The organism is Nocardia sp. NBC_01329, from assembly GCF_035956715.1.
Classification (GTDB): Bacteria; Actinomycetota; Actinomycetes; order Mycobacteriales; family Mycobacteriaceae; genus Nocardia.
On the sequence record NZ_CP108381.1, the window covers coordinates 5182465 to 5203028 of the forward strand.

Sequence of the window (20564 nt, forward strand, 5' to 3'; positions counted from 1 at the left end):
CGGCATGAAGAGTTGTTCCGTTCATGCCACGAACTTCACGTCCGAAGCGGTCAGCGTGCCGTCGTCGGCCCGCTGCACGGTCACCCGGAACCGATAGAACCGCTGCTGCTGGTCCTGTGATCCCGCGTTGGTGAGCGTCTGCTTCGCCGCGACCAGGATCACCGCGGATTTCTCGTCATCGCTTTCGACCGCCGCCTCGACGACCTCGCCGGTGGAGACGACCTTGGCCTGTTTGACGATTTCGGTGAACGGGTCCACCCGGCCGTCGAACTCGGTTCTGAAATCACCGGAGGCCATGGTGAGGATGCGGTCGATATCTTCCTTGGCGGTATCGGCCCGGATGGTGGTCAGGTTGAGCACCGTCTGCCGTGCGGTCGCCACGTATTCGGAGCGGCGCTCGTCGCGCTGCTGGGTGGACTGTACGGCCAGCACCGAGACCACGGCCGCGCCGACCAGGCCGAGCACCAGCACCGCGGCCGCGGTGAGCGCGGCGATCCGCTTCCAGGACCGGGTCGCGGCGACTTCCGGTTCGCTCGGATCGGCGTCGTCGACCGCGGCATTCTCCTCGCCGTCGGCCTTGTCCAGCCGTACGGTTTCGGCCGGGGAATCCGCTGCGCCATCTACCGTGGTTTCGCCGGCGACGATCTTCCCGGTAGTGGCCTCGGTACCGGAATCCGGCCTGGTACCAGCGGCGCCGGTCTCGAGTTTCTCGGTTGCCGCGGCTTCGGCCGGCGGTGGGCCCGCCGTCCGGCTGGCCCGCCTGCGGGTACGGCCGGGGTCCTTGGTCTCGCTCATCGTTGCTGCTCCTCGAACATTGCCTGCCAATCCGCGGGCACGGTGCCCGAACCGCCGGGGGCGATATCGCCCTGACGGTAGCTGCCTCCATCGGTGCCGGTGTAGACCCCGCTGGCCGGATCGTAGGAGAGAGCGGCGGCGGGGGTGCTTGCGCCCGAGAAACTAGCAGGTGCCGCGGGTACTCCCGCAACCCCCGGCGGCGCATCGGGCGCGGAAGCGGGCGCCACCGGTCCGGGCGGTTCGGTCGGGGCCACCGGCTGCGGCGGCCCGAACGGCGGGTTGGTCCCCATCGGAACGTAACCGGTGCGGCACAATTCGGGCGACGGCGCCCGGCGACCGGGATATTCCATACACGGCGTATTGCGGATGCCGCGCACTGCGGTCTTATCGTCCTGCGGCACCTTGCAGTACAGGCCCTTCGGCGTGTCGGGGGTGTCGAGTTCGGACGGATCACGACGCTGGTCCGGCGGCAGGAAGCCGGTGGTGCAGGGCGGCGGATCGTTGAGCACGGTCATGAAGTCGACCAGCGCGCCGTATTCCATCGGCCCGCGCACTGCGGTGAGCAGGGCGGCGATCAGCGGCGGATACACCACCAGGATCTGTTCCAGACCGGAGTGGTAGGTGACGCCGACTTGCCCCAGGCTCACCAGATTGTTCAGCAGCAGCGGCAGCGTCGGCCGCAGGTCGTCGAACTGCCGAGTCACTCGCTCCAGCGCCGCCGGACCGTTGGCGAGGATGCTGCGCAGCGCTGGATCGTGAGCGCGCAGGGTATCGGTGACGGTCGCCAGGTCCCGGGTCCACGAACGGATCGCGGCATCGGAGGTCACCTGAGTGTCCAGCAACGGGCCGATCTGCTCGATCAGCTGTTTGGTCGGCCCGACATTGTCGTTGGCTTCTTGGACCAGCAGCGAGGCGGAGTCGAGGAAACGCTGCAGATCCGGCCCGGCGCCGTTGAATGCCCGGAACGCCTCGTCGATGACCTGCCGCAGCCGGGTGTCGGCGACACTGGCCAGCAACCGGTCGGCCTGGTCCAGCAGTGCGCCCACATCCTGTGGGAGCTCGGTCCGGTCCACCGGGATCACACTGCCGTCGTACAGGTTGGCATCACCGGGATCCGGCGGCGGAACCAGATCGACGTACTGCTCACCGATTGCCGACACACTGCGGACCAGCGCCGAGGAATCGGCGGGGATCTTGTAGTCGCTGTCGACCGACAACTTCGCTTCGACGCCCTCGCTGGTGAGCCGCACTTCGTGGACCACACCGACGTTGGTGCCGCGGAAGGCGACATTGGCGTTCTGGTAGAGGCCGCCGGTGGCGGCCAGTTCCACCGTGACGTCATAGCGACCGATCCCGAGCATCGCCGGAACACCCACATAGGTGCCGCCCATGACGGCGAGACCGACCACGGTGAGGATCGCGAAGATCGTCAGCTGGATACGAACGAATCGGGTGAGCGTCACCGGCCCTCGCCCCCTTGCGGCTGCTGCCCGGGCATCGGCACGGTCAATCCGGGAATGGCGGGCAGGCCGGGAATCGGCGGTAGCCCCGGAATAGTGGGTTGCGGCTGTGCACCGGCGGCGGGCGCGCCGGGCGGAGGCGCCAGCGGTGCGGTCAGCGGGTTGCCCTGCTGGCCGGCGGCTCCGGCCACCTGACCGAGTGCCACTTCGACGCCGCCGAACATGCCGCCGAGCCCGGTGCCGGTGAGGAAGTTGGAATCCAGCCGGGCGCCGGTGAGATCGACGGTCATGAAGAGGTTCAGGTAGTCGCCCTTGATCGCTTTGTCCAGATTCTTCAGCGGGAACGGAAAAGAGGCGATGATCTTGAGCGATTCGGTGAGATCGGCGCCGGTGTCGGCGAGGGTCTGTAGGACCGGAGCCAGGTTCGCCAGGTTCGCCTTCAGATCGTCACCGCTGGCGGCGATCAGGCGGTTCACCACATCACTGAGCTCACCCAGTTTCGTGATGGTGGTGGTGATGTTCTGCCGACGGTCGGCGAGCACGGTCAGCGCCGGATGGATCTCCTCGATGGCGGCGGCCACCACATCGGTCTGCTGAACGAATTGTCCGCTGACCCGGTCCAAACCTTCCATCGCGGCGATGATGTCGTTGCGCTGCCCGTCGAGATTGCGGATCAGATCGTTCATCTGCGGGATCAGATCACGTACCTCGTCCTCGTTGCCGACGAGCGCTTTGTTGAGTTCGCCGGTGATGTTCTCCAGCTGCGAGATACCGCCGCCGTTGAGCACCACCGACAGCGAGGACAACACCTGCTCGGTCGTCGGGTAGACCCCGGCGCGGTCCAGCGGGATGACATCGCCTGCGGCGAGCCGGCCCTGTGGTGCCACATCGGCGGGCGGGGCCAGCTCGACGTGGTTACTGCCCAGGAGACTCGTCTGACCGATCTTGGCGGTCGCATTGGCCGGCAGCATCACATCGGGGTTAAGCGAGACGGTGACCAGCGCGTGCCAGTCCTCCACCTCGATATCGGTGACCGTGCCGACCGCGACATCGTCGACCCGCACGGGTGAGTTCCGGGTCAGCGTCGTCACGTTCGGCATCTGGATCCGGACCTGATAGGAGCCCTCGCCGGTGCCCTCGGTACCGGGCATCGGCAACGAGTTGAGTCCGTCGTACTGGCAGCCGGTGGCCGACAGCGCCAACGCCAGCCCGACGGCCACCGCCGCGATCCGGTGCCGGGCGCCCGGCAGCCGCAACTCGGGCCGGCGCATCATCGTCCTCCTCCGGGCAGGCCGGGAATATGGGGAAGTTGCACGCCGGGAATGGCCAGGCCCGCGATCCCCGCCGGTACGGTGATCGGCGCGGGCTCGGGCGCGGCCGGCGGGCCGACCTTCTGCGGATCCACCTTTCCCGCCAGATCCGGTGTCGTGTACTGCAACTGGTTCGGGAACGCCGTCACACCGGTGGCGGGGTTGGTCATGAGGGGCAGGTAGTTCATGGCCAGCGAGCTGAGCACCGGGGCGAGGTACTGGGCGCACAGATCAGCACTGGTGCTGCTCTCGTTCTGTTCGAGCGCGCGCACCGAACCGCACAGGAAGCTCACCGGATCGGCGAAGTTGTTCAGTGAGACGGCGCCGGTCAGCGTGCCCTGGGCGGGCTTGTAGATCTGGTAGAAGTTCACCAGCGCGGTCGGGCCGGAATGCAGGGCCTGTTCGAGTTCCGGTCGTTTGTCGACCAGGATCTGGGTGACGTCGGCGAGCCGCTGCACGCCCTCGGTGAGTTCGGTGCCGCTGCCGTCGAGGAACCGGTGCACATCACCGAGCGCGAGATCCAGATTGTCCAGACCCGCTCCGAGATCCTGGGAAACCCCCGCCAGCACCCCCGATACCGACGCCAACCGGCCGCCGAATTCGACGATCTGATCGTTGCTCTTGGAGAGCACGTCCACGAACTTCTGCAGGTTCCGGATGGTGCCGAACAGATCGGTGCGACCGTCGGACAGAGTGGTCAGCGTGGCCGAGAGCTCGTGCAGAGTGGCGCGGAAACTGTCGCCGTTGCCGTCCAGGTTGTCGGCCGCGGTGTCGACGAACCGGCCGAAGGAGCCCTGGGGGTCGTCACCGACCGGGCCGAGCGCGGTCGAGAGTTTGTTCAGTTCGGTTTTGATGTCGTCCCATTCGACCGGGACCGCGGTGTGCTCGAGCGGGATCTCGGCACCGTCGGTGAGTGTGTCGCCGCCGGTGTAGGCGGGCGCGATCTGGATGAATCGGGCCGATACCAGCGACGGTGCGATGATCACGGCCCGCGCGTCGGCGGGCAGATCGACGCTGCCGTCGAGCGACATGGTGACCTTCACCTGGTCCTTGCCCGGTTCGATGCTGTCGATCTTGCCGATCGGCACCCCGAGCACTCGCACGTCGTCGCCCGCGTAGAGGCCGCTGGTGGAGGTGAAGTAGGCGGTGATCTCGTTCTTGGTGATCCGCTGGAACGCCGTGTACCCGCCGAAGGCGACCAGCGCCACCACCACGACACCCGCGACGATCGCCACCCACTTACCGGGAACAGCCCCGACCTTGTCCTTCAGAGCGCTCATCGAATACTCCTCAGCGCAGGTACATGCGGTCGGCGGGCACCAAAGTATCGCCGTATCACGCTTCCTCGACGCGGGTACATGCAGTCCGCGGAGGCCGAAGCGAAGGCGGAGGGATCGCAGTATCGCCTCATCGAATCCTCCCTCGAAGAAGGGACATACGGCCCGCGGAGCCCGGAGCGAAGGCGAAGGGATCGCAGTATCGCCTCATCGCGGCGGCTCCTCTGCGGCCGGGCCGATCTTGGGACCGGGTTCGAGGAGATAAGCGCGCAGCGATTCGGGCAGGTGCTGCGGCCACACCAGCGCGTCCACCAGCGGGTGCAGCGTCTCACTGCTGGCGTTGACGACGTATGCGTTGAAGTACGGTCCGCTGCCGACCTGTTCACCGAGCGCGGCGGCGAACGGACCCAGTCCGTCGAGCGCGCCGTTGATGTTGTCCCGGTTGCGCTGCAACAGGTCGAGCACCGAGTTGAGTTTGTCCAGCGCCGGTTTCAGCTGAGCCTCGTTATCGTGCACCAGCCCGGACAGCTGCTGGGCCAGTGCGTTCACATAGACGATCATCTGGCTGATGGCGGTGCGCCGCCGATCCAGTTCGCCGAGCAGCTGATTACCGTCCACCAACAGCGCGTTGATGGAATCGGCACGGTCGGCCAGGATCTTGGTGACATCCTGGGCCCGGCGCAGCAGATCCGACAGCGCCTGGTCGCGGGCGTTGATGGTCCGCGACAACGCGGTGACCCCGTCCAGTGCCGAACGCAGCGGCGCCGGAGTGTCAGCGAACGCGGAGGACAACGCGTCCAGCGTCTGATCCACCTTCTGCAGGTCGAGGCCGCCCACGGTCCCGGCGAGATCACCGAGCGCTTCGTTCAGCGAGTACGGCGAGGTGGTGCGGGTCAGCGGAATGGTGTCGGCGACCTTCAGGGCACCGTCCCCGTCCGGGGCGACGGACAGCGATTTACGGCCGAGCACGGTGTTGGTCTTGATGGCGGCCGAGGTCTTGTCACCGAGCACGATCGATTCGTCGAGGCTGAAGCGCACCAGCACCTGCGCACCGTCGAGCTCCACGTCCTCGACCTTGCCCGACCGGACCCCCGCGACCTCCACATCGTCACCGGTCACCAGACCGCCGGCGTCGGCGAAGTAGGCGGTGTAGGTCGCACCACTGCGAATGAACGGCAGCCGTTCGAACTGCAGGGCCGACAGCGCGACCGCCACGGCGAGGACCAACCCGACGATGCCGATGGTCACCGCGCGCGATTGCTCTTTCATTCGCTGGTACACCTTCCGGTCGTCTGCTCACCGGGTAGCTCGAGCAGCAGCGGTTTCCCGCCCGGACCGTCGATCAGGAAGTTCGTCCGGCACACGTAGAGCTGCAGGAACGAACCGTAGGAACCGATGCGGATCAGCTTGCGGTAGGTGGCCGGCAGTTTGTCGAGCACCCACTGCACGGTGTCCGAACCGTTGTCGAGGTTGGTGGCCAACCGCCCGGTCTGCGCGATGGTCGCCGCCAGATCGGGGCGGGCCTGGGCCAGCAGATCGGTGGTCGCGGCGGTGGCGTCGGCGATGCGCGGCAATGCGGCGCCGATGGGGTCACGATCCGCGGCCAGCCCGCTCACCAGGCGACGCAGTTCGTCGATGGTGGTGGCGAACTGGTCGCCGCGATCGTCGATCGTTTTCAGCACCGAGTTCAAATTGTCGATGACACTGCCGATGAGTGCGTCCCGGTCGGCGAGAGTCTTGGTGAACGATCCGCCGCTGTTGAGCAGTTCGACCAGGGTTCCGCCCTGGCCCTGGAAGATCTGCAGCAGCGCATTGGTCAGATCGTTGACCTGCGCCGGGTCCAGTCCGCGCAGCAGCGGTTTGAACCCGCCCAGCAGCATGTCCAGATCCAGTGCGGGCGCGGTCTTGTCCAGGCCGATGGTGCCGCCCTTGTTCAAGGCGGTGGCCGCACCGGGGCCCTCGAGCAGCTCGAGGTAGCGGTCGCCGACCAGGTTCTCGTAGCGGATGGTGGCGCGGGTACTGGTCAGCAGCCGGTACTCGGTGTCGACATCGAATTTCACGTGGGCGTGGTATTCGTCGTCGACCTTCACCGAGGAGATGGACCCGACCGGGACACCGGCGATCCGGACCTTGTCGCCGGGCAGCATGCCCGAGGCGCTGGTGAAAACCGCGTTGTATCCGGTTTCCCGGGAAAAACGCATCTGCGAGAAGACCACTGCCAGACCGGCGAAGATCAGGCTCATCACCAATGTGAAGACGGCGAGTTTTACGGTGGTGCCGGTGTTCTTCACTGACCCACCCCCGGGAGTCCGGCGAACAGTACCTGGAAGACCTTGGGTGCGTTCAGCTGCAACTTCGTCACCGGTGTGTAGGGATGCCCTTCCGAGGTGTCGGTGACGACATAGTTGGAATGGCTGTCCGGCACTCGATCGAGCAGACCCGCGCACTGTGGCCCACCCGTGGCGTTCACCTTCGGTAGATCGTTCGGATAGGTGTAGGGCGGAGACCCGTACATGAATCCCGTGTTCAGGGCGACACCTTCCTGTCCGCCGCCGAAGACCGCTTCACCCAGGGGCAGGGCCTTGGCGCTACCGCCGATCAGGCAGAACAACGCTTCCTTGTAGCCGTTCAACAGCTCACCGGTCGGGCGGAGCAGGTCCAGAGCGGTATCGATCTGCCCTTCGTTATCGCGCAGCACCGCGCCGGTGGTGTCGGCCAGACCGGTGAGATTCGCCAGCAGCGAATCGACATCGGATTCCGATTCGGTGAGGGTCCGGCTGCTGACCGTCGCGCCGTCCACGGCACGCAGCAGATCCCCGGAGGTATCGGCGTAGAGGTTGGTCACCGCGGCCGTGGTGTTCAGGTCGCGCTGCAGGGTGGGCAGCATCGGGTTGATCTCGCGCAGGTAGGAGTCGCTGTCGGCGAGTAGTTGGCCGAGACTTTCCCCTCGACCCTCCAGGGCGGTGCCCAGCGCGGCCAGCGTGGCGTTCAGCTTCTCCGGCTGCACATCGGCGAGCACATCGCTGAGATGCTGGAAGATCGTATTGAACTCGACGGTCACCTGGTCGGCCGCCAGCAGCGCGCCCGGTTGCAGCGATTGCGCGTCCGGCTGCTGCGGGATCACGAAGTTGATGTACTTGGCGCCGAACACCGTGGTCGAGCGGATGTCCACAGTCGAGTTGGCCGGGACCAGATGCAGCAGGTCCGGATTCAGGGCCAGTCGCAGATCGGTGCCGTCGACTGTGCGGTCGATTCCGGCGACCCGGCCGATCTGCACCCCGCGCACCTTGACCTTGGCGTCGGGGTCCAGCACCAGGCCGCTGCGCGGCGCGGACACCGTCACCTCGACGCTCGGGGTGAAACCGCCGAAGAACATGGTCAGCGAGACGGTTACGGCTGCCACCGCGGCCAGCACCATGCCGATCCCGGCCAGTTTCAACCCGGCTGTCGCCCGGAACGCCGTCCAGCGGTTCGCTCCGACGGGGGCCCAGGGATCTTCGCCACCGCGGGACGACCCATCCGCGGTGGCGTTCGACGCCGCTGCCCTCTTGTTCTTCGCTCGCATCAGTTCCGTCATCGCGGCTATCCGGAAAGGTTGAAGTTGCCGGAGGTGCCGTATACCGCCAGGGATACCAACAGGGTCACCGTGACCACCGCGACCAGCGAGCTGCGTACCGCGTTACCCACCGCGATACCCACCCCGACCGGGCCGCCGGCCGCGTTGTAGCCGTGATACGTATGGATCATCATCACCGCCAGCGCCATGAGGATGGCTTGGGCGAACGACCAAAGAATGTCGCTCGGAATAAGGAATGTGGAGAAGTAGTGGTCGTACACACCGGCCGACTGGCCGTAGATGACCACGGTGGCGAACCGGCTGGCGACGAACGACGCGATCACGGCCAACGCGTAGAGCGGCACGATGGCGATCATCCCGGCGAGTACCCGGGTGCCGACCAAATAGGGCACCGGCCGGATCGCCATCGCTTCCAGGGCATCGATTTCCTCGGCCACCCGCATGGCGCCCAGCTGGGCGGTGGATCCCGCCCCGATGGTGGCCGCCAGGCCGATTCCGGAGATCACCGGGGCGGCGATCCGAACATTGAGGAAGGCGGCGAAGAAGCCGGTCAGCGCCTCGACCCCGATATTGCCGAGGGAGCTGTAGCCCTGTACGGCGATGGTGCCGCCGGAGAACAGCGTCAGGAAGCCGACGATCACCACGGTGCCGCCGATCACCGCCAACGCGCCGCTACCCATGCTGATCTCGGCGATGAGCCGGATCGTCTCGGTGCGGTAGTGCACGAGTGCGCGCGGCATGGAGCCGATCGCCTTGCCGTAGAACACCGCGTGTTTGCCGAGATTGTCGAGGGAGGTCGACCAGCGGCGGAAACGACGGGTGACTCTGGGAAAACGGGACTGGATGATCACCGAGGCCGACATCGATCACCGCACCGCGAATTTGAGACCGACGGCGGTGACCACGACGTTCACCACGAACAGCGCCATGAAGGCGAAAACCACTGTCTGGTTCACCGCATCACCGACACTTTTGGGACCACCTTTAACGTTCAAACCCAGATAACAGGCCACCATTCCGGCGATCAAACCGAAAAGACCTGCTTTGACCGCGGAAATGAGCAGTTCGGGGAGATGGGTCAGCAGCGTGATGCCGTTGACGAAGGCACCGGGGTTCACATCCTGTAGATAGACCGAGAACAGGAACCCGCCCACGATGCCGATGGTGCAGACCAGGCTGTTCAGCAGCAGCGCGACGAACATCGATGCCAGGACGCGCGGTACCACCAACCGATGGATGGGGTCGATACCGAGCACTTTCATGGCGTCGATCTCTTCGCGGATGGTCCGGGCGCCGAGATCCGCGCAGATGGCGGTGGCTCCGGCGCCGGCCACGATGAGGACGGTGACGATCGGCCCCACCTGGGTCACCGCGCCGAAGGCCGCGCCCGCGCCGCTGAGGTCCGCGGCGCCGATTTCGCGCAGCAGGATGTTCAGCGTGAAGCTCACCAGCACGGTGAAGGGTATGGCCACCAGAAGTGTCGGCACGATCGACACTCGCGCGACGAACCACGACTGGTCGATGAACTCGCGCATCTGGAACGGCCGGCGAAAACTCGCCCGGGCCACCGATGCGGCGAGTTCGAAGAATCCGCCGACGGCCCCCAATGGCACGGTAAGGACCTTGTTCATCCTGATCCTCCTTGCCCGACTACTGGTCCCGCTGGCGGCAGCTCGGGGTACACCCCGGCGCACGCCCCGCTAAGTAGAACACGTTCATTTCCTAATTGGGGCCATTTTGAGGCTTCTGAACTGGAAGCTTGTTGCAATCCCAGACAGCGGGATTGGAACACGATTCATACGCCTTGGGCATCATTGTGTGAGGCCGGGCACAGTCGACCCCTCTGTTTACCAATGACTGGACGGTTGTTCAACTCTCCTGGTGCGAGCCCCGGGACCGAATCCCGCGACCCGCTCCGGCGATATCACTCAACCCAGTTCGTGCAGAGCCGTTGCAGAGAAGGTACGACCTTCTTCGCGTCCGGCGAAGTAACCGGTCAGCGTGGTGGCCAGATCGTCACCTGACCAAAGCGAACCCGCCGCGTCGAACCGCTGCTCGACCACCGGTGCGGCCATCAACGCCACCATGGGCCCGTACACCACGAACACCTGCCCGTTGACCGCCTCCGCCGCAGGTGAGGCCAGATAGGCCACCAGCCGCGCGACATGGTCGGGCGAGAGCGGATCCACCTCGCCTTCGGGAGCCGCGCTGAACACCTGTTCGGTCATAGCGGTACGCGCCCGCGGGCAGATGGCATTGGCCCGGACACCGAATCGGTTCAGTGCGCGTGAGGCGGAAAGAGTGAGGGCGGTGATACCGGCCTTGGCGGCCGCGTAGTTGGCCTGCCCCTCCGGACCGAGGAGCCCGGCTTCGGAAGAGGTATTGACGATCCGGCCGTAGACCGGCGCGCCGGCTTCCTTGGATTTCGCCCGCCAGTAGGCCCCGGCATTGCGGGTCAGCAGGAAATGTCCGCGCAGGTGGACCGCGAGGACCGCGTCCCAGTCCTCATCGGACAGGTTGAACAGCATTTTGTCGCGGGTGATACCCGCGTTGTTGACCACGATGTCCAGGCCACCGAAGGATTCGGTGGCGGCGGTGATCAATGCGTCGGCGGTGGACCGCTCGGCGACACTTCCGGCCACGAACTCGGCCTTGGCGCCGAGTGCCCGCACCTGCTCCAGCGTCTGGGCCACGGCGTCGGACTCGGCCAGATCGTTGATCACGACCGAGGCTCCGGCTGCGGCCAGGGCGAGCGCTTCGGCCTTACCCAGGCCCGCACCCGCTCCGGTCACGATCGCAACTCGCCCGGCAAGGCTGGTATCTGTATCGCTCACCGGGCCGACTCTAGAACGTGTTCTTATTCACGGCAAGAGCCGATTCACAGCAAACGCAATGCCGCTTTCGGGCATTGCGCGACCGCCTCGGCCACTTGCGACTCCTGATCCGGCGCGACCTCGCCCTCGGCGACGTGCAGCATGTCCTCGTCATCGAGTTCAAAGACGTCGGGAGCGATTCCCGCACAGATTCCGTTCGCTTCGCACTGATCGAAGTCAACGCTGACCTTCATCGAAACTCCTTTTCCCGCCCTGTGGCGAAAGCCTAACAAGCGACAGCCGCCGAGACGGGCTACATAGGCTGATTACCCTTCAATACTGGAACATGTTTCAGTGCATATGCAATGATCGGAGCAAGGTATCGGAGATCCATTCCGCACTCCCGGCGGGTGAGCGCGGCGCGATCCCACATCCAGGCCCCATCTCCAACCCGTAGACCGAAGGCTCGAGGTACCGCTATGCGCATTGCGTATACCCCGGAACATGTTCAGCTACGCGCCGAGTTGCGCGATTACTTCGCACGGTTGATCACCCCCGAACGGCGAGCGGCACTGAGCTCACAGACCGGCGAGTACGGCGAGGGCAATGTGTACCGCGAGGTCGTCGCGCAAATGGGTCGCGACGGCTGGCTGGCACTGGGCTGGCCGGAGGAATTCGGCGGCCAGAACCGGCCGATGCTGGACCAGCTGATCTTCACCGACGAAGCCGCCATCGCGGGGGCTCCGGTACCGTTCCTGACCGTCAACTCGGTCGCGCCGACGATCATGCACTACGGCAGCGAGGAGCAGAAGAACTTCTTCCTGCCCAAGATCGCCGCCGGTGAGCTGCACTTCGCCATCGGTTACTCCGAACCCGGCGCGGGCACCGACCTGGCCAGTCTGCGCACCACCGCGGTACGCGACGGCGACGACTATGTGATCAACGGTCAGAAGATGTGGACCAGCCTCATCGCCTACGCCGACTACGTCTGGCTGGCGGTGCGCACCGATCCCGCCGCCAAGAAACACAAGGGCATCAGCATGCTGATCGTGCCCACGACCGCCGAGGGTTTCTCCTGGACCCCGGTCCACACCATGGCCGGGCCCGATACCAGCGCCACCTACTACCAGGACGTACGCGTCCCGGCGACCTCGCTCGTCGGCCCGGAGAACGGCGGCTGGCCGCTGGTCACCAATCAGCTCAACCACGAACGCGTCGCACTGACCTCCGCCGCCGCGCTCCAGCTGGCACTGGCCCAGACGACCGCGTGGGCGAAGGAAACGAAGGCCGCCGACGGCTCCCGGATCTTCGACCGCGAATGGGTCCAGCTGAACCTGGCCCGGGTACACGCCAAGGTCGAATACCTCAAGCTCATGAACTGGGAGATCGCCAGCCGCGCCGATGCCGGTGGCGACGCCGCGCCCCGGCCCTGGGACGCGTCGGCGTGCAAGGTCTACGGCACCGAACTGTCGACCGAGGCCTACCGGCTGCTCATGGAGGTCCTCGGGCCCCAGGCCTCGCTGCGGCAGGACTCCCCCGGTTCGGTGCTACGCGGCCGGCTCGAGCGGATGCACCGGGCCGCCCTGATCCTCACTTTCGGCGGCGGCACCAACGAGGTGCAGCGCGACATCATCGCCATGACCGCCCTGAAGCAGCCCGCCTCCGGCCGCTGACCTCAGCCCCACTCCAGGAGTTCATCATGGATTTCACCCCCACCGAAGCCCAGTCGGACCTGGCCCGGCTCACCGGCGAGGTCTGCGACAAACTGGTCACCGCCGATCGCCTGCGCGAACTGGACCGCGGCACCGCCAAATTCGACGAACCGCTGTGGAAATCGCTCGGCGAGACCGGCGTGCTCGCCGCCGCCCTGCCCGAGGATGTGGGCGGCAGCGGCTTCGGCTCGCTCGAACAGACCGCGATCCTGCGCGAACTCGGCAAAGCTGTCGCGGCGGTGCCCTACCTGTGGTCGATCGTGCTGGGCGCGGGCGCGCTGGCTGAGTTCGGGTCGGCCGACCAGAAGAAGCTCGCGGCCGACGCCGGTGCGGGATCGGCGATCCTGACCGTGGCGCTGGCCGAGGAACACAACTGGGAACCGGCCCGCCCCACCACGACCGCCACCGAAGCGGACGGCGGCTGGCGCGTCACCGGCACCAAAACCACGGTCCCGGTGGCCGACCGCGCCGCACGAATCCTGGTGCCCGCCTCGGTATCCGGAGTCGCGGCGGTCTTCCTGGTCGACCCATCGGCCGAATCCGTCACTGTGACCGCCCAGCAGGTGACCGATCGCAGCGCGGAATCCCTCGTCGAATTCACCGATGCCCCGGCAGAACTGATCGGCTCCGTCGACGACGGAGCCCGGATCCTGGACTGGCTACTCGACCGCGCCTGGCTCGGCCTGGCCGCCTTCCAGCTCGGCACCCTGGAACGGTCCCTGGACCTGGTCGCCGGTTACGCCCGCGAGCGTGAACAGTTCGGCCGCGCGGTCGGCAGCTTCCAGGCGGTGGCCCAACGGCTGTCGGACAGCTACATCAGTCTCCAGGGCCTGCGACTGACCGTCACCCAGGCCGCCTGGCAACTCGCCGAGGGCCTGGACGCGACCGGGGCGGTGCACACGGCGAAGTTCTGGGCCGCGGAAGCGGGTCACCAGGTCGCCCACACGCTGGTTCACGTGCACGGTGGCGTCGGTATCGACCGCGACCACATCGCGCACAACTACTTCACCGCCGCCACCCGCAACGAATTCGCCCTCGGCGGGGCCACGAACCACCTGCTCCCCCTGGCGCAGTTCGTACCCGAATCGGCCTAGATTCCCGGTGCCGGTCGACGGACTTCACCGGCCGGCCGGCACCGATGGTCCAACGCAGCGGTGGAAGTCCGCGTGGGCGTGAATCGGTCGGCTGTGGCGGCTGAGCTGCCGCCGGGATTTCGCGGTTCATCCGACTGTCCCGCCCTTCGTCGAATACGGCCTCACTCCCCTGGGCGAAACGCTGCTCGATCCACTCTCGGCCCTCGCCGGCTGGGCCGTGGACAATGCCGGAGATATCGCCACCGCCCGCCGCACCTTCGCCGACGCCTACGACAACAGGCCCCGCGATAGACCGATCGACCGACAGACCGCACCCGCCGAGTCGTCAGGTCCGCCACTTCGAGTACCCGGCGCTACTGCTCGAACTCCGTCGGCAGTGCCGCGATGTTCGGCAATCGATCCGACCCAGCTCCACCCGGAATCTTCCTGATCAGCGACTTCGCCGAGCCGTAGAATCGCGTAGTATTACGTAGTACACGTAATACGTAAGACGGGAGTAGCCGTGATACTCAACAGCAAAGGCCAGGTCACCATCCCCTCGTCGTTACGCGCGAAGTTCAATCTCCGCGAAGGAGACGACGTCGAGGTGATCGAGGTCGATGGTGCGCTTCGGATCGTGCGCAGCGATAACGCCCCCACCCGCGGCCAGAGACTGGTCGATCGAATGCGTGGCACGGCCGACAGCAAAGAGATCGAGGGTATGAGCACCGACGAAATCATGGAATTGCTTCGTGGCGACTAACTTGCGCCCGATCGGAGGCCCGACGACCCTGGTCGACTCCTGCGTTCTGCTCGACATACTGACCGACGACGAGAACTGGTCGCAGTGGTCGGCCGAAAGACTCAGCGAGGCAGTCGACTCCGGCCGCGTAGTGATCAATCCGATCGTGTACGCCGAAGTATCGGTTGGATACGAAACAGTCGAAGTGCTGGACAGTTTGCTTCCGACCGAGGATTTCGTTCGGGAGCCACTTCCCTACCGGGCCGGCTTCCTGGCCGGCAAGGCCTATCAACGCTATCGGCGAAACGATGGTACGAAGCGCTCGCCCATGCCCGACTTCTATATCGGTGCGCATGCCGCAATAGCAGGCTACCGGCTACTGACTCGGGACGAGCAACGCTTCAAGGGTTACTTCCCCACCGTGGACCTGGTCGTTCCGAAGCGGTGAGCGAGAACGGTACTGCGCTCAGGCGAGCCTTCGATTCAGCTCGGCACCGACCGCCAGCACATGATCAGCCGCCCGATCGAACAGCCGCGAGCGCTCGTCTGCAGTATTCGGCACCGCGTCGCCGGCGAATTGCTTCATACTCCGCCCTCCGTCCCAGAGCTGTTTCCAACCAGCATAGATATCCTGGGTCAGCACCGGTTGCCTTGCGTCCAGAGAAGCGCCTGCCAGTGGTCGCGTGGAGACTTCCGGATGCAATCAGAATTTCTGTATGTATCTCTATCTGATCCGTACAATTCTCCGCATGACTGCACTGCCCGAATCCGATCCCTGGGAACTACCGGTCAGCGAGGCACGCGAAAAACTCGCTGAGGTGATCGCAGCGGCCGAAGGCGGACGGGTCGTCCACCTCACCCGCCATGGTCGGCGGGTCGCGGCAGTCGTCCCCGAAGCAATGGCCGAGACCGCAGACCACCAGGTCCGTGAGTTGTCGCAACGGTTCACCACCAGACACCGAGCGCTGCTCGACAGATTGGCCGAATAGTGGACGGCCTCTACTACCTGTCCGCAGCCGATCTGCGCGCGATCGCCGCAGACGTGGCCCCCGGTTTCGCAGTCCGAGATCCCGGCCTTCTCGAATCGGCCGCCGCTCGGCCCCGCACTACCGTGTTCGGCGTCGACGCGTATCCGACGATCTGGGAGAAGGCCGCCGCGCTGCTGCACTCGGTGGCCAAGAACCACCCGTTGATCGACGGCAACAAGCGTCTCGCAATAGCCGCCGCGGCAATTTTTCTGGCACGTAACGGCGTGGACATCGACGGTCTGGACGAAGATCTCGCGTACGACCTCATGATCGCCGTAGCGACGAGTGAGCTCGACGAAGTCCCGGATATCGCGGAGCAGCTCGGAAAAGCAATCGGCAGATCGCCCGCGGATTCGACCGAATAGGCCCGAACTCACAGATTCGGCACCCGCACGACGGAGGGCCTGCCGAATTTTCACGACGGCAGGCCCTCGGTCGACCGATCTGTCAGGAACCGTTACCCGTCGACCCGTGCTCGTCGGCTTCGCGCTCCTCGGTCTGCGCCTTGGCCCATTTGTAGTCGGGCTTGCCCGCCGGCGAGCGCTTGATCTCGTCGACGAACCACAGACTGCGCGGCAGCTTGTAGGAGGAGATCTCCTGGGTCAGCACCGGCCGCAGTTCGTCGAGAGTGGGGCGGTTCCCGCCGCGACACTGCACCACAGCCGCCACCCGCTGACCCCAACGCTCGTCCGGGACGCCGACCACCAGCGCGTCGAAGATCTCGGGGTGGCATTTCAGCGCGCCCTCGACCTCCTCCGGATAGATCTTCTCGCCACCGCTGTTGATGCTGACCGACCCGCGGCCGAGCATGGTGACGGTGCCGTCCTCCTCGACGCGCGCCCAGTCACCGGGGATGGAGTAGCGGACGCCGCCGTACTCCTTGAACGTCGCCGCGGTTTTCACCGGGTCGTTGTAGTACCCGATCGGGATATGGCCCTTGCGGGCGAGCACACCGGTCTGACCGGATCCCGGGACGACCGGCTTGCCGTCCTCGTCGATCACCGCGGTGGAGGCGTCGATCTTCACCCGGGGACCACCGGTGTGGGTGGCACCCTTGGCCGCGATGGAGATGCCGCCGAAACCGGTCTCCGATGATCCGATGGAGTCGGTGATGACGGTGTTGGGCAGCAGATCGATGAACTTGTCCTTGAGCGTCGGGGAGAACAATGCGGCGCTGCTGGCCATGGCCCACAGGTTCGTGTGCTGGTAGGGCTCACCGGTTTCGGGGTTACCGGCCTCGAGCGCGTCCATCATGGGCCGGGCCATGGCGTCACCGGTTATGAAGATCAAGTTGATGCTGTGGCGGTCGACGGCCTGCCAGACACCGTGCCCACTGAATTCCGGGAGCATGACGGTCTTTCCACCGTCGAACAGGCCGTGGAAGACCGCCGTCTGCGAACCGCCGTGGATCAGCGGCGGAATCGGATAGCGCACCATCTGCCCGCCGGCGGCGCCGGTCTTCGCCTGGTGCCATTCGTCCTGGATGTATTCGCCGGTCATGAAGTTGATACCGCCGCCGAGAACCCGCCACCAGTCCTCGTGCCGCCACATCACGCCCTTGGGCAGTCCGGTGGTGCCGCCGGTGTAGAGCATGAAGATATCGTCGCCGGATCGATCGCCGAAATCGCGTTCGCCCGACGACTCCGCCAGTGCAGCTTCGTAATCCACCGCGTCCGCGGGCGTCGCTGTATCGGTTTCGTCGTCGACGATCAGCACCGCTTTCAGATGCGGAACCTTGGACCGGACGTTCACCACCTTGTCGGTGTAGCGGCGCTCGTGGATGAGCGCCACCATGTCCGAATTCTCGAAGATGTACTGCAACTCGTTCTCGACGTAGCGGAAGTTGACGTTGACCATCACCGCCCGCGCTTTGAAAACCGCCACCATGGCCTCCACGGCCTCGATGGTGTTGCGTGAGTAGATACCGACCTTGTCGCCCGGCTGGACACCGTGTTCCAGCAGGTAGTGCGCCAGCCGGTTCGCTCGGTCCTCCAACTGGGCGAAGGTTACCGAGCGGTGGTCGTCAGCCAGCGCAACACGGTCCGGCACGAGGTCGATGGTGTGTTCGACGAGGTCGGCTATGTTGTACGTCACAAGGTTAAAAATAGAACGTGTTACTGTTTCTGGCAAGGGTCCGAGTAACAGGAGAAACAACGATGCCTCAATGCCTCGTCGAGAAGCGCGGCCATGTCCTCATCGTCACCATGAACCGCCCCGAGGCGCGTAACGCGCTCTCCGCCGAGATGATGGCGATCATGCGCGATGCCTGGGATCAGGTCGACAGCGATCCGGATATCCGGGTCGCGATCCTGACCGGCGCGGGCGGGGCCTTCTGCGCGGGCGCCGATCTGAAGGGCATGACCCAGCAGCATCCTGGTGATTCGTTCGCGGGCGGGGGCTGGGATCTGTCCAAGATCGAGGCGTTACTGAAGGGCCGGCGGCTCACCAAACCACTGATCGCCGCCGTCGAGGGCGCGGCGATCGCCGGCGGAACCGAGATCCTGCAGGGCACCGATATCCGGGTCGCGGGCGAAAGCGCGAAGTTCGGCGTTTCCGAGGCGCGCTGGGGCCTGTTCCCGCTGGGCGGCTCCGCGGTCCGGCTCGTCCGCCAGGTCCCCTATACAGTCGCCGCCGATATCCTGCTGACCGGCCGGCATCTGAGCGCCGCCGAAGCCAAGGACATCGGCCTCATCGGCCATGTGGTGCCCGACGGGCAGGCACTCGACAAAGCACTCGAACTCGCCGACCTCATCGCAGCCAACGGTCCGCTCGCGGTACAGGCGATCCTGCAGACCATCCGCGACAGCGAATGCCTTCCCGAGGAAGAGGCCTTCCAGATCGACGCGAAACTCGGTATGGCGGTCTTCCAGTCGGCGGACGCCAAGGAGGGCCCGAAGGCATTCAAGGAGAAGCGCAAGCCGAACTTCAGCGGCAAGTAGGAGACGGATTCGGGGGGGTGGCGCGTCCGGTACGCCCCGTTCGGCAATGGCGAGCCGGTGGGTATCCCGGTCGTACCACCCACCCGAAGCCACGAAAGCCCCGGTCGGCGATCTCGAAGTTTCGAGGATCGCCGACCGGGGCTTTCGCGTGAGTTCGGTGCGCCTACGCGCCGGGGTAATTCATGTAGAACGGCTCCCACTGGTGCCCGTCGGGGTCCAGGAAGGTCCGGCCGTGCATCCCGACCTGCGCCTCCTGCGCCTGCTTATCGGTATTGACCTCCTCGGTTCCACCCGCGGCCACCGCTGCCGCGGTCAGCCGGTCGACCTCCTCGGCACTGCCCAGCGACAGCGCATAGGCGGCACCGGTGGCGGCCCGGGTATCGGCGATCGGGCGCCGGCTGAAGACACCGAAGTGCTCATGGGTGAGCAGCATCAGGCAGATATTGTCATCGACCACGATGCAAGCGGCATTGTCGTCGGTGAAATCGTCGTTGACCTTCCACCCGAGCCCTTCGTAGAAATTCTTGGAACGACCCAGATCGGTGACGGGTAGGTTCACGAAAATCATCTTGCTGGTCACGGTTTCGGTCCTCTCGGAGTAGTGGTCTGTGTTCGCCGGCCGCAAAGATTCAGACGTCGACGGCGACCGGAAATCATCGGCGGGACACTACGGCATCATCGAGCTGCACCGCGCTGCCGCCGCGAGCCTCCCCGACGGACGCGAAATGTGGCTTCCGGGCCTGGTGAGACACCTGTGCCGCCGAGGCGAAAACAACGTGTTTCATCCTCTGTTCACATGTCGGTCCGCTGTGCCACAGTGGCACCCATGAGCGAGCAGACCGGCACTGCCGACGCCGATGTCCTGAGATCCTTCGAGGCACACAGACGGGAACTGTGTGCCTACGCCTACCGCATGCTGGGGTCATCCTTCGAGGCCGAGGACGCCGTCCAGGACGCGTTCACCCGGGCCTGGAAGTCCTACGATTCCTTCGAGGGGCGAGCGAGCCTGCGGTCCTGGCTCTACAAGATCACCACCAACATCTGCCTCGATATGCTCGACGGCCCGCAGCGCCGGGCCCGGCCGATGGATCTGTCCGGTGCCTCCACACCGGACAGACCGCTGCCGCCACCGCAACCGGACTACGTCTGGGTGGAGCCCATCCCCAACTCGCTCGCCTTCGGCTCCGACCCCGCCGAGTACGCCACCGCCAAGGATTCCCTGCGCCTGGCCTTCGTCGCCGCCTGCCAGCATCTGCCCGCCACCCAGCGCGCCATCCTGATCATGCGCGAGGTGCTCCGCTTCTCCGCCAACGAGACCGCCGAGGCTCTCACCATGAGCACCGCGTCGGTGAACAGCGCCCTACAGCGAGCGCGCGCGACCATGAACAAGGTCCGACCCGACGATTCCGACAGCTACGACGCTGCCGACGAAGGGCAGCGCACGCTGGTCGAGAACTTCGTGGCGGCGTTCGAGTCCTACGATATGGATGCGCTCACCGCACTGCTGAAAAGCGACGTGGCACTGTCCATGCCGCCGTTCGATCTCTGGGTATCCGGCCCGGAGAACGTGGCAGCCTTCATGCTCGGTACCGGCGCGTCCTGCCGCGATTCCCGGTTGGTTCCGCTGGCCGGGGCAAACGGCCATCCCGCTTTCGGGCACTACAAGCCGAGCGGGCAGCCCGGCGTCTGGTCGCCGTGGTCGATCACGGTGCTGGAAACGCGCGACGGTGTGATCACCGGTCTCAATTTCTTCCTCGATACCGACCGGCTGTTCCCGCTTTTCGGGCTGCCACCGGAGTGGACCGAGTAGTCGGCGGACCATCCCGCCCGAGACCGGT

The 20564-nt window shown here is 65.6% G+C and carries 22 protein-coding genes; 8 read left to right on the forward strand and 14 right to left on the reverse strand.

From position 1 onward, the window contains the following. Positions 1 to 21 precede the first annotated feature (21 nt). The 11 genes from OG405_RS23450 to OG405_RS23500 form a co-directional block, all read right to left on the reverse strand. Positions 22 to 795 carry a hypothetical protein gene (locus OG405_RS23450; RefSeq protein WP_327148609.1) on the reverse strand — a complete coding sequence of 258 codons (774 nt, stop codon included), beginning with the start codon at positions 793 to 795 and terminating at the stop codon, positions 22 to 24. Continuing rightward, positions 792 to 2258 (reverse strand): MlaD family protein, encoded by a 1467-nt coding sequence (locus tag OG405_RS23455; protein ID WP_327148610.1) that lies wholly within the window; start codon positions 2256 to 2258, stop codon positions 792 to 794. Before OG405_RS23455 ends, OG405_RS23450 begins: the two co-directional genes overlap by 4 nt. Next, positions 2255 to 3529, reverse strand: a complete 1275-nt coding sequence (locus OG405_RS23460; RefSeq protein ID WP_327148611.1) for an MCE family protein — start codon at positions 3527 to 3529, stop codon at positions 2255 to 2257. Before OG405_RS23460 ends, OG405_RS23455 begins: the two co-directional genes overlap by 4 nt. After that, positions 3526 to 4845 carry an MCE family protein gene (locus OG405_RS23465; RefSeq protein WP_327148612.1) on the reverse strand — a complete coding sequence of 440 codons (1320 nt, stop codon included), beginning with the start codon at positions 4843 to 4845 and terminating at the stop codon, positions 3526 to 3528. Before OG405_RS23465 ends, OG405_RS23460 begins: the two co-directional genes overlap by 4 nt. Before the next feature lie 204 nt (positions 4846 to 5049). Next, entirely contained in the window at positions 5050 to 6111 is a 1062-nt protein-coding gene (locus tag OG405_RS23470) for an MCE family protein (RefSeq protein ID WP_327148613.1), read from the reverse strand. Then, positions 6108 to 7085 (reverse strand): MCE family protein, encoded by a 978-nt coding sequence (locus OG405_RS23475; RefSeq protein ID WP_327152464.1) that lies wholly within the window; start codon positions 7083 to 7085, stop codon positions 6108 to 6110. Before OG405_RS23475 ends, OG405_RS23470 begins: the two co-directional genes overlap by 4 nt. Positions 7086 to 7129: 44 nt before the next feature. Beyond that, positions 7130 to 8260 (reverse strand): MCE family protein, encoded by a 1131-nt coding sequence (locus tag OG405_RS23480; protein ID WP_327152465.1) that lies wholly within the window; start codon positions 8258 to 8260, stop codon positions 7130 to 7132. A 164-nt stretch (positions 8261 to 8424) separates the two neighbouring features. Beyond that, on the reverse strand, positions 8425 to 9282 hold the full coding sequence (locus tag OG405_RS23485; protein ID WP_327148614.1) for an MlaE family ABC transporter permease: 858 nt from the start codon (positions 9280 to 9282) through the stop codon (positions 8425 to 8427). A gap of 3 nt (positions 9283 to 9285) precedes the next feature. Next, on the reverse strand, positions 9286 to 10050 hold the full coding sequence (locus tag OG405_RS23490) for an MlaE family ABC transporter permease (RefSeq protein WP_058853254.1): 765 nt from the start codon (positions 10048 to 10050) through the stop codon (positions 9286 to 9288). A 297-nt stretch (positions 10051 to 10347) separates the two neighbouring features. Continuing rightward, a complete protein-coding gene (locus tag OG405_RS23495) occupies positions 10348 to 11253 on the reverse strand; it encodes a 3-oxoacyl-ACP reductase (protein WP_327148615.1) in 906 nt (301 codons plus the stop codon). Between the two features lie 44 nt (positions 11254 to 11297). After that, positions 11298 to 11486 carry a ferredoxin gene (locus tag OG405_RS23500; RefSeq protein WP_030522901.1) on the reverse strand — a complete coding sequence of 63 codons (189 nt, stop codon included), beginning with the start codon at positions 11484 to 11486 and terminating at the stop codon, positions 11298 to 11300. A 225-nt stretch (positions 11487 to 11711) separates the two neighbouring features. On the opposite strand from OG405_RS23500, the gene OG405_RS23505 reads away from it, so the two are divergent. The 4 genes from OG405_RS23505 to OG405_RS23520 all read left to right on the forward strand — a co-directional run bounded on the left by OG405_RS23505 (position 11712) and on the right by OG405_RS23520 (position 15207). Then, entirely contained in the window at positions 11712 to 12905 is a 1194-nt protein-coding gene (locus tag OG405_RS23505) for an acyl-CoA dehydrogenase family protein (protein WP_327148616.1), read from the forward strand. Positions 12906 to 12931: 26 nt separating this feature from the next. After that, positions 12932 to 14038: an acyl-CoA dehydrogenase family protein gene (locus OG405_RS23510; RefSeq protein ID WP_327148617.1), complete on the forward strand. Its 1107-nt coding sequence runs from the start codon at positions 12932 to 12934 to the stop codon at positions 14036 to 14038. A gap of 502 nt (positions 14039 to 14540) precedes the next feature. Then, positions 14541 to 14780 (forward strand): AbrB/MazE/SpoVT family DNA-binding domain-containing protein, encoded by a 240-nt coding sequence (locus OG405_RS23515; protein WP_327148618.1) that lies wholly within the window; start codon positions 14541 to 14543, stop codon positions 14778 to 14780. Further along, positions 14770 to 15207: a type II toxin-antitoxin system VapC family toxin gene (locus OG405_RS23520; protein ID WP_327148619.1), complete on the forward strand. Its 438-nt coding sequence runs from the start codon at positions 14770 to 14772 to the stop codon at positions 15205 to 15207. Before OG405_RS23515 ends, OG405_RS23520 begins: the two co-directional genes overlap by 11 nt. Before the next feature lie 18 nt (positions 15208 to 15225). Here OG405_RS23520 and OG405_RS23525 read toward each other — a convergent pair whose 3' ends face one another. Continuing rightward, the gene (locus OG405_RS23525) at positions 15226 to 15402 is read right to left on the reverse strand and encodes a hypothetical protein (protein WP_327148620.1); all 177 of its coding nucleotides are present in this window, start codon (positions 15400 to 15402) and stop codon (positions 15226 to 15228) included. A gap of 106 nt (positions 15403 to 15508) precedes the next feature. On the opposite strand from OG405_RS23525, the gene OG405_RS23530 reads away from it, so the two are divergent. Both OG405_RS23530 and OG405_RS23535 read left to right on the forward strand, forming a co-directional pair. Continuing rightward, entirely contained in the window at positions 15509 to 15748 is a 240-nt protein-coding gene (locus OG405_RS23530) for a type II toxin-antitoxin system Phd/YefM family antitoxin (protein WP_327148621.1), read from the forward strand. Further along, positions 15748 to 16152: a type II toxin-antitoxin system death-on-curing family toxin gene (locus OG405_RS23535; RefSeq protein ID WP_442790597.1), complete on the forward strand. Its 405-nt coding sequence runs from the start codon at positions 15748 to 15750 to the stop codon at positions 16150 to 16152. The genes OG405_RS23530 and OG405_RS23535 overlap by 1 nt, the downstream gene beginning before the upstream one ends. Before the next feature lie 82 nt (positions 16153 to 16234). Here OG405_RS23535 and OG405_RS23540 read toward each other — a convergent pair whose 3' ends face one another. Further along, positions 16235 to 17881, reverse strand: coding sequence for an acyl-CoA synthetase (locus OG405_RS23540; protein ID WP_327152467.1), 1647 nt, complete (start codon positions 17879 to 17881; stop codon positions 16235 to 16237). A 62-nt stretch (positions 17882 to 17943) separates the two neighbouring features. On the opposite strand from OG405_RS23540, the gene OG405_RS23545 reads away from it, so the two are divergent. Continuing rightward, complete coding sequence (locus OG405_RS23545) at positions 17944 to 18726, forward strand: crotonase/enoyl-CoA hydratase family protein (protein WP_327148622.1); 783 nt, start codon at positions 17944 to 17946, stop codon at positions 18724 to 18726. Between the two features lie 163 nt (positions 18727 to 18889). Here the strand turns inward: OG405_RS23545 and OG405_RS23550 are convergent, their stop codons facing one another. Next, positions 18890 to 19306, reverse strand: a complete 417-nt coding sequence (locus OG405_RS23550) for a VOC family protein (RefSeq protein ID WP_327148623.1) — start codon at positions 19304 to 19306, stop codon at positions 18890 to 18892. 246 nt (positions 19307 to 19552) lie between these two features. Here OG405_RS23550 and OG405_RS23555 point away from each other — a divergent pair, with 246 nt between their 5' ends. Beyond that, positions 19553 to 20536 carry a sigma-70 family RNA polymerase sigma factor gene (locus OG405_RS23555; protein WP_327148624.1) on the forward strand — a complete coding sequence of 328 codons (984 nt, stop codon included), beginning with the start codon at positions 19553 to 19555 and terminating at the stop codon, positions 20534 to 20536. The last annotated feature ends 28 nt before the right edge of the window (positions 20537 to 20564 follow it).